Consider the following 12,671-nt stretch of genomic DNA (forward strand, 5'->3'; position numbering starts at 1 on the left):
TTCCTCCTTAAGCTCAGGGAGCTTTACTATAAATTTTCCGTTTATGAAAGGAAAGAGAACGATATTTAAGAGCCAGCTTGCGGATTTGTTGCTCTTTTAACGAAGAAGCGTTCACATTCAGACTTTTATTTTTGGAACTTCTAAGGACAATGCTGCCTGGGTTTTTCGTATACATAAAATTGGCATACGTTTCATACTCGGAGAAACCAAACTGTTTTTTCTTATTGATATTGGAGATGACCGCTTTGTACCATGGCAGTTTATGAACCGCTTCAATTTTCTGTTTTAAGGCAGCGAGTTTTGATTTGTCGAACAGCATATAATGGGTGACAAAAGAGCGGGGGCGCGGAGCTTTCATGCCTAACAACTTGCGGTAGGTATTGAAATATTCCGGCTGGCTCCAGTCACGGCAGTAAAATACTGTTTTGCCTTCTACAAGAAATGAATGAGGTTTAATCAGTACGGTATCCGCATCCATGACTAGAAAGTACTTTGCCTTCACAATGGAATCTCCGTTCATTTTGAGCAACTGCTGATATAACCAGCCTGACCGATTCCATCGGGAGGACTGGTAGTGTATGTCGTTTTTGGTTATAGGCAGGACGGATCGCTCATTAACAAAAATGCAGTTTTTAAGGGAACAAAGTTTTCTGATTTTGGTGCTGACCGGAGAAACAATATATATGCTTCCAATGGGATGTTTTACATAACGGCGAATGTTATCAATGACGAGGGGAAGGGTAGCCAAATCTTTCTCGATCGCTGGTATAAGAACATCAATCTTAGGTGCATTATTCAACTGGATTCCAGGCTGGACGGACATCTTCTCACTCCTTGCACAAATCGTGATGACTCAGTATATGGTATGTGTGCAAAAGTGTTTTGGTCAGGGCATGTGCAAATATACATTTTTACGAATAGGGGCTTTTGTTGAGGGCTCCTTTATCGGTAATACATATAATGCATGCAGGATCTTGATCAAACAGCGGGCTACGATGCGGTTGCTGAAGGGAGAGTTTACGCATGGGAGTTGATAAATTGCAGCCGTTAAGAAGCAAGTGGTTAAAAACAAAATTGATCATTAATAATGAATTAATTAAACCGTTTATACCCGACACACAGAAATATAATAAAACGAATCTGAAATCCATGATCAGCAAATATGGAATGGTCTATGTCAAACCCGAGAGAGGTACTTTCGGGATGGGTGTTATTAAGGCCGAGATGGAAAGTCATCAACATTTTGTCTATCAGATAGAGCAAAAACGCCTGACGTTTGACAGCTTTGAATCGTTTTATAACAGTCTGACTCGTTTGGTGAATAAAAGAAGTTATCTGATACAGAGAGGAATCCATCTTCTTAAGCACAATAACAGACGTTTTGACATCCGAGTCATGATACAGCTAAGCCCGACCAAACATTGGGAAGCGACCGGAATCATCGGCCGACTGGGTCATCCAAAGAAAATCGTAACCAATTATCATAGTGGTGGTACACCGATGGATATTCACAAGCTATTACAATCACATGCATCAACAAAACGCAGGAATGAACTGGTTCATGAGATGAATGAGCTTAGCCTGCGCATAGCTCGTCATATGAAAAAAAAGTACCCGTATCTAAAGCAAATTGGTGTAGATATCGGCCTTGACCACAGTCTGAAACCCTGGATTATTGAAGTGAATGTCAAACCTGACCCATATATATTCAATCAATTAAAGGACAAGACGATGTATCGCAAGGTAATACGATATTACCGCCATGCTATGCCCAAAAAAACAGAATAACAGACCGGACTTTTCATAGGTCTCGCTGGAGAAGGTTTCAAGCTCAAGAGTCGCCAATGTGGCGACTTTTTTTGTTGATCTGCGTTTTAGGGTCGGAATATTGCATTTCATCCCAATTCGACTCCGAAACCTATGCTAAAATAGTATATTCGAGAGTGAAATTCAGAGTCGATGTCGATGAAAGGCGGATGTTCCCCATGTTCAATATTGCAATCTGTGATGATGAGGAGCAGCAACGAGAACGTGTGAAAACGATGCTGGTCTCCTTATCTCTAAAAACCAATTTTGATTTTCAAATTAGCCTATTCACATCTGGTGAACAACTGCTCTCGCACTACAGAGAGGTTGGGGACACATTCAATATTCTCATCTTGGATGTGGAGATGGGCGGAATGAACGGGATTCAGACCGCTAAAGAGATCAGAAACATGAAGTTTCTGGATGTACAGATTATGTTTCTGACCAGTTACCCGGAATATATGGTGGAGAGCTTTGATGTCATCACCTTTCAATATCTGATCAAGCCAATCCAGCCGCAAGTTTTCGAGGAAAAGATGATTAAGCTGTGTCAATATTTTCAGGCATTGGACAAAAAGTATGTACTAATCAAATCAGACTATGATGAACTGCTGCTGAAATATGATGATATTCTCTGGATTGAGGTCGTCAAAAGTTTAACAATCAAGAACAAGTTGAATTTTGTGACACAGGAAAATGTACATGAGACCAAAGGCATTTTATCCAGCTATGCTACTGGTTTGAAAGACCATGGTTTCTTACAGATTCATCGCTCGATTATTATCAACCTGATGCATGTTCAGAAGTTTTCCGGCACTCAAGTCGTTATGTTGAATGGAACGGAACTGCCCATAGGTCGATCCAAGGTAAAAGAAATCAAGGATGCCTACACCAAATATATGATCATGAGGATTCAGTGATATGGATAGCTATATGATCTTTTCCATCATCTTTGTGACCTTACTTATGGCATTTCAGGCGAATTTTTATTTTGATTCTGTGTTGGGCAAGTCCAGGCGAAAGCCGCGCAGAGCGATCTATTTCATCGTTTTTATCTTATTGGATTATTTTTATTTGGTTTCTTCCTTCTCTGACATCGTTTCTACTGCTGTTGCTCTGTTATTAATCTTCAGTCTGGCACAATCCTATGAAGTGGAGTTCAAAATCAAGCTTGTTTTTACCATCCTGTATGCGGTTCTGATTACAATGGCAAATACGATAGCTGTATATATTCTCGGAGTTTTGGAATCCACAGAATTCATTTCATGGGAACAGTTCAACGGAGAAAACCACTGGATTCTCTCCAAGGTGATGCTGGTTGGTTGCAGTATGATGTTCATTGTTATTCAAATTGTGCGTTTAGTGGCTAAACGCAGAAGTTTTGCCGTGCATTATCGTTATTATTTGCTGTTTCTTATCGTACCCATTATTACAATCTATCAGATCAATGTGGCCTCCATATATAGTGAAAAAAACATATTCTACGTCTTTTCTGTACTAGGCTCTCTATTTCTCAACGTGTTCATTGTATATGTATTCGATAATATGGTGGAAAAGGTACAGCTTGCGCATGAAAACACCCAGTTACAGCGTCAGATGGACTACCAGGATGCCAACTATGAGAAGACCGTTCACAGTTTCAAAAACATTAAATCCATCATCCATGATATCAATCAGCAGTTTCTGTATATTGATGAATGTATCCAACGTAACGAACTGGCGGCGGCAGGTGACCATATCAAGTCTACATTAAATACCATTGAAGGTGCGTATCAGCGGGTGAACTCCGGCAATCTGGTCATTGATGCACTCGTTACGAATACCTTGGCTATGGGGCAGGCAAACGGGATCAAAATTGACACCAAAATCCAGCTCCACTCGCAACATATCCAGATCGATCGATATGATCTGTGTGTGGTGCTGGGTAACATGCTTGATAACGCAATTGAAGCCTCCAAGAAGGTTAGACAGGCCGAGGATCGATATATCCTCATTGCCATTCACTCCACATCATCTGCACTTGTCATCCAGATTATGAATCATGTGGAGCAGCCGATAGTTGACTTGAAAAGTGAAAAGCCTAATCCGGAGTACCATGGAATCGGTCTAACCAATATATCGAGAATGTGCGAGAAATATGGTGGACATATGAGTATAGAGCAACAGCATCGGAAGTTTAACAACATGGTCGTGCTTCCGTTCCACACCGACAATCCCTGAACCTGCCGTTCAGGGGTTGTTTTTTTCCATTCAGGGTCCGTTTACGTTCGAACAGTCTCTTCCCGGATATGATGAATTCATTCATAAGAACATTTGAGGGAGGACATGGGATGAAAAAATTAATTAGTCTTTTATGTACAGCGGTGCTTGTAATTACACCGCTGGCAGATGTCAGCGCAGAGGCGAATAACAGTACAACGATTGAGGCACGGGCGGAGCAGATCGCCAAGGAGATGGTGCAAACGTACGGTGTCACCAGTGTGCAATATGCGATCATGGATGAAGGAGAATACATTTTATCAGATAGTGTAGGACTGCACGATAAGGCATCACAGAAGCCAGTAGACAAGGATAGCATGTATGGCATAGGCTCGGTTAGCAAAATGGTTGTTACGGCAGCCGCCATGAAGCTTGTCGATTCCGGTAAAGTAGATCTGGATGAGCCGCTTACTTCGTATATCAAGGACTTTAAAATGGCAGATGCGCGCTATACTCAAATCACACCGCGCATGTTGATGAATCATTCATCCGGTCTTTACGGTACACATTATGGAAACAGCATGTTGTTTGACGATAATGACACCCGCAATCATGATGAGTTATTGCTTAAACTTCAGTCCGAAAAACTGAAATCCAAACCTGGCGAATATTCCGTCTACGCCAATGACGGTTTTCAATTGCTTGAAATCCTGGTTGAACGGGTGAGTGGATTAAGCTACAGCGAATATATCGCCAAGTACATCAGTGAGCCGTTGAAGTTGGAATCAACGAAGACACCACTAGATTCCTTTGACAGAGCGCAATTATCCGAAACCTATTGGCCTACACTTGAGATGAAGATGCCTACCGAAAATGCAAACATTATCGGCACAGGCGGAGTGTACTCTACCGCAGAAGAATTGAGTCAATTCGGAGAGGTTTTAATGGGGAACAGACCGGATATTCTGTCCGAATCTGCTGTGAAGGCTATGCAATCTCATGAATATCGTAATGGCATATGGGTATCTGATGAGCAAAATACGATCAATTATGGCTTGGGGTGGGATTCGGTTGACCTTGCACCTTTCAGTGATTATGGGATTACCGCGCTTGCCAAAGGCGGGGATACCATGTTGTACCACGCCGTGTTAATCACTATACCCGAACATGATATTTCAATGGCGGTTCTATCATCTGGCGGATCTTCCGTCTACAATCAGATGTTTGCCAGCAAAGTGCTGCTGGACGTTCTCGAGGATCAGGGCATCATCGACGATGTTCAGCCTGATCAGAAATTCTCACCACCTGTCAAAGTGAAGATGCCAACAGAATTAAATTCGTACTCCGGTCTCTATGGTACGGTAGGAGAGACATTGGATATAGCGATTAAGGATGGTGAGATGCAACTGCCTGCTTTGCTGGGAGGAATTATTCCTGAGCAGAACTATGTGTACACAGGCGACGAACATTTTACAAGTGCGGATGGCAGTGTGAAAGCTAGTTTTGTGAAGGAACGTAATGACAAGGTATATGTTAAAGTTCAGGGTATGATTACGTTACCTGGCATAGGTCAAACGGCAATGAACACGTATGATTATCAAAAACTGGATCATAATGCGCTTGACGCAGCAACGAAAGAGAAATGGACAGCTCGTGACGGCTCGAAGTATTATGCACTGGATGAAAAAATAACGTCGATCTTTTATCTGCTTCCATCGATGCTGATCAAGAACCTGTCTGTTGATGCCAAAAATGGCTATGCTAATGGCACGCAAATCATGGATGCAAACAACGCAGAGAATATCGCCCAGATTCCTGTGATGAACGGAAGAGACGCGTTTGATCTGCAATTTTACACGAAGAATGGCGCCGAGATTTTGATCCAGGATGGGCAAGAATACATTGCCGAGGATGCGATTACTCCAATCTTTGGTGGGAAAAAAGGAATTACAACTATTCCGGCAAACGGTCAAGCCCGGTGGTATGCGATCGACGCCAGATCGAGTAACAAATCCATCACGGTGGATTCTCCGGAGACCGGAGGTTACGCAGTGTATAATGATAAAGGGGAAATGGTTGACTTCTCTGTAGCAACCAATCAGGAATCGACGAAGCTTCCGAAAAGTGGTTTTATCGTTTTTGGTGGGGATGCCGGTGATGTATTCCAGATTGAATTAAAGTAAAGCAGGGACTGCGTTACAAAGTCACATTCTCAACTTGTCACATAAATAATGTCGTATTCAGAAAGTCGCCTTATGGCGGCTTTTTTTTGATTTTTTTAGAATAATTTAACAATCTGGTAACAATTCGACCTCACTGCTCGTTATATTTATGTAGTTATATATCAGGCTCATTTTTAACAGGAGGAATTACTATCTATGATCAATAGACATAAACGTCAAACAACGAAACAATGGAAAATAAGAGCAGGCAGGCCCATCGTTGCAGGCCTTACTGCAGGAATATTAATGGTTCACGGAGTCATCGGCGTGTTGCCATCTCAGGCACATGCTGAAGCATCGGATGTATCTATTCGTAACTGGTATTCGTATCAGCGAATCACTGTACCAGAACTGAAACCTTCTTGGACAGCAAAAGTAGATAACTATTTGAATATGAACGAGACGTACATCGGAGCTAATGCCATTGCAGAAGAAGGCAAAGTATTCACGTTTGCTGGATCGAAGTTGGTTGCACTTGATGCGACAACAGGTAAACGGTTGTGGACTTACGGCAAAGAATTGACACCTTATATTACCTATCAAGGCGGCGTCCTCTACGGACTGACCAGTGATCACAAGCCATATGCCTTGAATGCGAAGACAGGCAAAGCAAAATGGCGGTCAGGGGCATCCACCTGGATTGATACGGTTCAACGTACAGAAGCTCTGATTCCAAGCGCGGATACCCTCTATGTTATTAAAGGAAGTACAACGTTTGCACTGGATATCAAGTCAGGCAAACTGCGCTGGAAGGCAGATGAGCCATTAGGCGAAGGTCACGGTACTGAATATCTTGAAGAGTCTAATGGTATTGTACTGAGAACCTTTTTTGTCCAAGGGGCACTTACATCCGTTCAACTTAATGCGTATGACAAGAAAACGGGCAAGAAGTTATGGGGTCATTTTGGTCAGGGGGAAGCTATTCAGATCAAAGACGGACTTGTGTATTCGGTGGATTTTTATTCTCCAATGTTGGAAGATGATGAGTCTTCACCTGAACGCAAATGGAAAGTTAATGCGTACAACCTGAAGACCGGTGTGTTGAAAGGAAGTCAGGAGTATAGGTGGACCATGCCGGGTGACCCACCGTATATGAATGGTAGAGGAGGTATACTTGTCAATAAAGACAAACTGTACATTGCGCAGGGGGACAACATAGCGGAGTACTCGTTGAATACAACCAAGTCGAAAACTACGCCAATTCGAACGTTTCACCAACCTTACGGGGACAAAACGGATTTACTTGGCATTGTACAGGAACGGGTGGTGTACAAAAACCTCGAGACAGGTGAACTTAAAGGCATTAAGCTGGCTAATGGTCAGGAAGTTCAGTGGCATGGTGATGCCCCGGTTTCTCAGATTGATGTTTATGGTAAAGGAATGTATCGAGCGCAACGTAACGGCACCCTGCTTGCCCTCAACATGATGACGGGTCAGCCAGCTTTTCGAGTCGCTACCGGGGGAGATCTGCATAATAAGACATTGAAGACAAATGGAATAATCATCATCCAAGCCGAAGGCAAACTTCTCGGCGTTAAGCTGCCAGCATCGCTGAAATAAGTGATTCAGAATGAAAAATATGTATGAAGACCGGATCAAGGCATAACTTGCTCATAATCCGGTCTTTTTTTATTTTTGCGCATAAAACACTGCAAAGTCCAAGTATTTGTACATGCAATCTGCCACACGAAACCCCGCTTCCTCCAACCACATCAATTGATCCTCCAGTGTGGCATTGATATCCACCTTGCGTCTTTCGATCGAAGCCGAGATGGCTTCCTTAGACAAACCACTTTGATGAATCGATTCTAACCAGCGCTGGCGGTAATAGGTGTCCGTATCGAGGGTTCTTCCCTGAACCTGATCTGCGTTGATGAAGCATCCACCTGGTTCTAACAGCCTATGTACAGTTTCAAACACCTTTTTCTTGTCAGCGTGGGTCAGATGGTGAATAGACAGGGAGGAAATAATCATATCGTAGGAACTGGTGAAATCGTACTTGGAGTAATCCCCGATCACATACTGTACTTGGTTTGCATCAGCAAATCTTCGACGTGCTGCTTCAAGCATTTGATCACTAATATCGATCAGGGTTAATCGCGCGTTGGGATACTTTTGCAGGACCAATCCGGAGAGCAGTCCCGTTCCTGCACCCAGATCAAGAATACGTGGAGAATCGAGCGGGCTTTCCATTAGATCCAGGGCCATTCCATAAAAATCATCAAAACAAGGGATAAGCTGCTTTCGCTGCACATCATAATCTTGGGCTACCTTATCAAACAGCTGCTTTACTGAGAATTCCATGTGCTCATCACTCCTTGAGGTTTTCTCCATATTTTACAAACTGGAAGGGATCAAGGGAAATACTGATTATGGATAAACTCATAGGTTGGACCTATGGGTTCCGAGTCTCTGCCATGGGTAATAACATGTAAGCGCAGAATATAGACAGGGAGGAATGAACCTGATGTTTCAACCACGTTCTATTATGATGAGTATCTCGTTAATCGTTATAGTTCTAACACTTGCAGCTTGCTCTGGTAGTAATGGACCTTTGCCTAGCCCTCAACCATCAATGCCAGTAGGTGAATCTGCTCCAGCACCTTCAACAGGAAATGAACAACCATCTGAAACAGATGGAACAGAAGAAGCGAATGAAACAGAGCGCCCACAGACCGAAAGTTTTGAAATGTTGACCGCAGATGGCAATCAATCACTAGAAGCGACCTTGCAACAAGGAGAAGGATTTTCCTTGTACGTATTTGAGAAATTCACATTTGATGCTGCTCAAGGCCGTCTGTCACTGACTAGTAACGCTGACTATTATGTGGATATTGAACCACTGCCTTCGGAGTATAATCTGGCAGAACTGGAGACAGCGGGTAAAGAAGAATTAGAAAAAGCCGGTAAGGTATCCGATTATAGTGGAGAACTGGTAGAACACCCGCTTGGTTATGCCGAGCTCTATCTTCAGGCCTCTGGTGAAAAAGGCATTAGCGATTATATGGTCTGGAAATCAGAAGAAGGGGATGCATTTCTATTCCGTCTTCATAATCCAAAAGGAGAAGAGGCTTCTGATTTCGCCAGCCCGGTCCTTGTTTCGTTATCCACCGTTCAGGGTGATTCGTAACTTAGATGACTATAAACTTTTCAACGAAAGTCGCCAATTGGCGGCTTTTTTACTTATGCAGATTGCACGGAAAAGTTGCGAGGTGATGTATTCACTTCCATTTGACTTAGAGTACGCTCTAGGGTGTAGACTTTGAAGAAGTAGAAATATTACCAAGGAGATGAACAGAATGACACAGGAAAATAATACCAGAACTTTACAACATAAAATGGGTTCTGGCTTCAACCATAACAGTACAGCGCAGGATGTATTGAGAGATCTGGACTTGTCAGGACAGCTTGCTATTGTAACGGGTGGATATTCCGGCCTTGGGTTGGAGACGACACGTGCGCTTGTCAATGCGGGGGCCCGGGTAGTGGTGACTGCGCGTCGTCCAGCGGTTGCGAAGGAAGCACTCTCTGGTCTGGAAGGTGTTGAAATAGATGCACTGGACCTCGCTGATTTATCCAGCGTTCGTGCTTTTGCCGAGCGGTTTCTGGCGAGTGATCGGAACATCGACATGCTGATTCTTAATGCTGGCATCATGGCTTGTCCGGAGACGCGGGTTGGTCCTGGCTGGGAAGCTCAATTTGCAACAAACCATCTGGGCCACTTTGCCCTGACTAATCTGTTGTGGCCAGCACTCGCAAGTCAGGGGGGAGCACGTGTTGTTTCCTTGGCATCAGCGGGACATCATTTCTCACCGATTCGTTGGGATGACATCCAATTTGAGCAAGGTTATGAGAAATTCCCTGCCTATGGACAGTCCAAAACAGCAACGATTTTATTCAGCGTTGAGCTGGATCGTAGAGGTGCTAAGCATGGCGTACGGGTTTTCTCCGTTCATCCAGGCGGAATTATGACACCACTACAGCGTCATATGCCAAAAGAGGAAATGATTGCTCTGGGCTGGATTGATGAATCTGGACAAGTGGCTAACCCTGCGTTCAAAACACCTGAGCAGGGGGCAGCGACGCAAGTCTGGGCAGCAACTTCACCTCAGCTTGAGGGAAAAGGCGGTGTCTACTGTGAGGATTGTGACATCAGTGAAATGGCTCCAGAGGATGGAGGTTTCTATGGGGTCAAGAAGTATGCTATCGACCCTGAGCAAGCTCTTCGTTTATGGGATCTATCGGTCAAGCTGACTCAAACAGACATAGAACTCTCATAATCATGTAGTTGCGGCAACAGAGCAACAGCTTGCTTCCATGCAGGAGATCAGCTCATCTTCTTCTTATCTGGCCCGCATGGCATAACGTCTTCAGGAACTCACGGAAAATTTCAAAATCTAAAGAGAATGCGATTAATTATAATGAAAACAACATAATTTCAAACAAAATCTCCTATTTAGCATATAATAAAGAAGGAGCATCTCATTTTCGCGATGGTGCAATCATTTCTTTATGAATTCAGGGAGAGAAAATCATGAATATTTTTGAGCATCAGATACCTTTGGAAAAAGTGAAATTCAATGAACCGCTAAAAAATCACACGTTTATTAAAATAGGTGGCAACGCAGATATTCTCATCCATCCAACAACGATAGACGAAATCACTAAAATCGTGGAAATTGCCAACTTACATCAGTTACCTCTGACGGTCATTGGAAAAGGCTCAAACGTTATTATTAAAGACGGGGGCATCCGGGGAGTAACGATTTCTCTTAGCCACTTCGATCAAATTAAAGTGAATGAGGACAGCATGATTGCGCAAAGCGGCGTTGATATCATTGATGTATCCAGACTTGCTTTGGAGCACAGCTTGACCGGTTTGGAGTTTGCTTGTGGCATTCCCGGCAGCACGGGGGGCGCACTATACATGAATGCTGGTGCTTATGGCGGTCAGATCGCTGATGTAGTTGAACGTGCGACTGTGATCACCAAAGATGGCGCAGTGTTGGAGATCCCGCGAGAAGAGATGAAGTTTGGTTATCGAAATAGTCTCTTCAAGATGGATCACTATATCATACTGGAGGCCGAATTCGGGCTCAAAAAAGGAAACAAGGAAGATATTGCGAGCAAAATGAAGGAATTAACGTTCCTGAGAGAATCCAAGCAGCCGCTTGAGTTCCCTTCTTGTGGAAGTGTATTTAAACGACCCGAAGGGCATTTTGCCGGTAAACTGATTCAGGATTGTAACTTGCAGGGCACGCGCATCGGAGGCGCTGAAATTTCCATGAAGCATGCAGGTTTTATCGTAAATGTGGATCACGCTACTGCCCAGGATTATATGGATCTGATCCAATTTATTCAGCAGAAAGTATATGATACGTTCCAAGTTGAATTGGAAACCGAAGTAATCTTTCTGGGAGAATAGCTTCGATGAATGACTTGAAAGGTCGCCCTTGGCGGCCTTTTTTAATTGTACGAATTATACTCAAACAAGAACTCACATGCTAATTATGGTAATATCAGAGTGATTGTATTTAATATTTCATCGTTATCATAAGGAGTGTACATGGAGATGTTCAAGCGTAACAGGAGAATTCTGCTGCTAATCACTGCAATGGTAATTTTACTATCGCCCCTGTCAATCTTGGCATATATGTATATGAATGAACGTGCTGGCGGGCTAGCCGATCAACGGATATCCAAGGTTTGGGGATTAAGTGAACCTATACATATTCCTATAGCGAACAGTCCTGAGAGGGCAGTTCAGGAATTTAGAGGTGAGTTTTATACCTCCCAATTCATTCATCAGGAGGCTGTAAACGGTGGCATGATTTTGTTCACACAAAAAAAGGATCGGGAAAACAACAGTAATCTTCAGATGGAGTATACCCGCAAGAACATTTTCGGATGGAAATGGGTATGGGGTGGAGGATATTCCATTAATGAATCAGATGAATCCAAGTATGCGTTGCATTATATGAGCATACCGAAGTTGGAAAAAGTATCGGCACCGTTTCCGATGTTATTTGGTAATATTAAAGATTCATCCATTAAACGTTTATATGTAGAGACTGAGGAAGGTGGAAAAGTGATTGAGACCGAAGCGAAACTGGTTGAGGTGAGTCATGGACATCTAATCTGGTATGTTTTCCTTCCTCCGTCAGCGGCTATCCCATATATTATTAAGGGATTTAACGAAGAAGGGAAACTCATTACCCATGAACAAATTAAAGATGCCAATGACAGCGGATCGTTAACTCTGGGGAAATGAGATATGGACTATTAAGGACATAAAGTGAAAAGTAAACAACACCATAATCGCTTCAGAGGTCGCCCTTGGCGGCTTTTTTTTGTTGCCAATGTAGTACCAACCATTCCGCCAGTGAATGAACCGATCCTGCAAACCCGCGTCACGCAAGCGATTGGCTCATGCTATGGCTGATT

Annotated in this window: 11 protein-coding genes; 9 read left to right on the forward strand and 2 right to left on the reverse strand. The window is 43.3% G+C overall.

The features are described 5' to 3' along the window. Window positions 1–13 precede the first annotated feature (13 nt). Entirely contained in the window at window positions 14–823 is an 810-nt protein-coding gene (locus tag NZ043_RS23565) for a DUF6492 family protein (protein WP_339309357.1), read from the reverse strand. Window positions 824–1,023: 200 nt separating this feature from the next. On the opposite strand from NZ043_RS23565, the gene NZ043_RS23570 reads away from it, so the two are divergent. The 5 genes from NZ043_RS23570 to NZ043_RS23590 all read left to right on the forward strand — a co-directional run bounded on the left by NZ043_RS23570 (window position 1,024) and on the right by NZ043_RS23590 (window position 7,787). Beyond that, window positions 1,024–1,788: a YheC/YheD family protein gene (locus NZ043_RS23570; RefSeq protein ID WP_105598656.1), complete on the forward strand. Its 765-nt coding sequence runs from the start codon at window positions 1,024–1,026 to the stop codon at window positions 1,786–1,788. A gap of 197 nt (window positions 1,789–1,985) precedes the next feature. Then, a complete protein-coding gene (locus NZ043_RS23575) occupies window positions 1,986–2,726 on the forward strand; it encodes a LytTR family DNA-binding domain-containing protein (RefSeq protein WP_105598657.1) in 741 nt (246 codons plus the stop codon). Window position 2,727: 1 nt separating this feature from the next. Next, window positions 2,728–4,026 carry a GHKL domain-containing protein gene (locus NZ043_RS23580; RefSeq protein ID WP_339309358.1) on the forward strand — a complete coding sequence of 433 codons (1,299 nt, stop codon included), beginning with the start codon at window positions 2,728–2,730 and terminating at the stop codon, window positions 4,024–4,026. 110 nt (window positions 4,027–4,136) lie between these two features. Next, entirely contained in the window at window positions 4,137–6,188 is a 2,052-nt protein-coding gene (locus NZ043_RS23585) for a serine hydrolase domain-containing protein (protein WP_339309359.1), read from the forward strand. 195 nt (window positions 6,189–6,383) lie between these two features. Continuing rightward, window positions 6,384–7,787 carry a PQQ-binding-like beta-propeller repeat protein gene (locus NZ043_RS23590; protein WP_339309360.1) on the forward strand — a complete coding sequence of 468 codons (1,404 nt, stop codon included), beginning with the start codon at window positions 6,384–6,386 and terminating at the stop codon, window positions 7,785–7,787. A gap of 69 nt (window positions 7,788–7,856) precedes the next feature. Here the strand turns inward: NZ043_RS23590 and NZ043_RS23595 are convergent, their stop codons facing one another. Next, the gene (locus NZ043_RS23595; RefSeq protein ID WP_339309361.1) at window positions 7,857–8,531 is read right to left on the reverse strand and encodes a class I SAM-dependent methyltransferase; all 675 of its coding nucleotides are present in this window, start codon (window positions 8,529–8,531) and stop codon (window positions 7,857–7,859) included. 163 nt (window positions 8,532–8,694) lie between these two features. On the opposite strand from NZ043_RS23595, the gene NZ043_RS23600 reads away from it, so the two are divergent. From NZ043_RS23600 to NZ043_RS23615, 4 genes are all read left to right on the forward strand, one after another. Beyond that, window positions 8,695–9,357: a hypothetical protein gene (locus NZ043_RS23600; protein ID WP_339309362.1), complete on the forward strand. Its 663-nt coding sequence runs from the start codon at window positions 8,695–8,697 to the stop codon at window positions 9,355–9,357. Window positions 9,358–9,526: 169 nt separating this feature from the next. Further along, window positions 9,527–10,507: an SDR family NAD(P)-dependent oxidoreductase gene (locus NZ043_RS23605; RefSeq protein ID WP_339309363.1), complete on the forward strand. Its 981-nt coding sequence runs from the start codon at window positions 9,527–9,529 to the stop codon at window positions 10,505–10,507. A gap of 254 nt (window positions 10,508–10,761) precedes the next feature. Next, window positions 10,762–11,652 carry a UDP-N-acetylmuramate dehydrogenase gene (gene murB, locus NZ043_RS23610; protein WP_339309364.1) on the forward strand — a complete coding sequence of 297 codons (891 nt, stop codon included), beginning with the start codon at window positions 10,762–10,764 and terminating at the stop codon, window positions 11,650–11,652. 147 nt (window positions 11,653–11,799) lie between these two features. Further along, the gene (locus tag NZ043_RS23615) at window positions 11,800–12,498 is read left to right on the forward strand and encodes a hypothetical protein (RefSeq protein WP_339309365.1); all 699 of its coding nucleotides are present in this window, start codon (window positions 11,800–11,802) and stop codon (window positions 12,496–12,498) included. Window positions 12,499–12,671 lie beyond the last annotated feature (173 nt).

It is taken from the genome of Paenibacillus sp. FSL k6-2145, from assembly GCF_037976585.1.
Classification (GTDB): domain Bacteria; phylum Bacillota; class Bacilli; order Paenibacillales; family Paenibacillaceae; genus Paenibacillus.

Excerpts from the sequence above, each read along its gene's own strand:
- NZ043_RS23565 (WP_339309357.1), bottom strand. The coding sequence starts at position 823 with ATGTCCGTCCAGCCTGGAATCCAGTTGAATAATGCACCTAAGATTGAT.
- NZ043_RS23570 (WP_105598656.1), top strand. The coding sequence starts at position 1,024 with ATGGGAGTTGATAAATTGCAGCCGTTAAGAAGCAAGTGGTTAAAAACA.
- NZ043_RS23575 (WP_105598657.1), top strand. The coding sequence starts at position 1,986 with ATGTTCAATATTGCAATCTGTGATGATGAGGAGCAGCAACGAGAACGT.
- NZ043_RS23580 (WP_339309358.1), top strand. The coding sequence starts at position 2,728 with ATGGATAGCTATATGATCTTTTCCATCATCTTTGTGACCTTACTTATG.
- NZ043_RS23585 (WP_339309359.1), top strand. The coding sequence starts at position 4,137 with ATGAAAAAATTAATTAGTCTTTTATGTACAGCGGTGCTTGTAATTACA.
- NZ043_RS23590 (WP_339309360.1), top strand. The coding sequence starts at position 6,384 with ATGATCAATAGACATAAACGTCAAACAACGAAACAATGGAAAATAAGA.
- NZ043_RS23595 (WP_339309361.1), bottom strand. The coding sequence starts at position 8,531 with ATGGAATTCTCAGTAAAGCAGCTGTTTGATAAGGTAGCCCAAGATTAT.
- NZ043_RS23600 (WP_339309362.1), top strand. The coding sequence starts at position 8,695 with ATGTTTCAACCACGTTCTATTATGATGAGTATCTCGTTAATCGTTATA.
- NZ043_RS23605 (WP_339309363.1), top strand. The coding sequence starts at position 9,527 with ATGACACAGGAAAATAATACCAGAACTTTACAACATAAAATGGGTTCT.
- murB (WP_339309364.1), top strand. The coding sequence starts at position 10,762 with ATGAATATTTTTGAGCATCAGATACCTTTGGAAAAAGTGAAATTCAAT.
- NZ043_RS23615 (WP_339309365.1), top strand. The coding sequence starts at position 11,800 with ATGTTCAAGCGTAACAGGAGAATTCTGCTGCTAATCACTGCAATGGTA.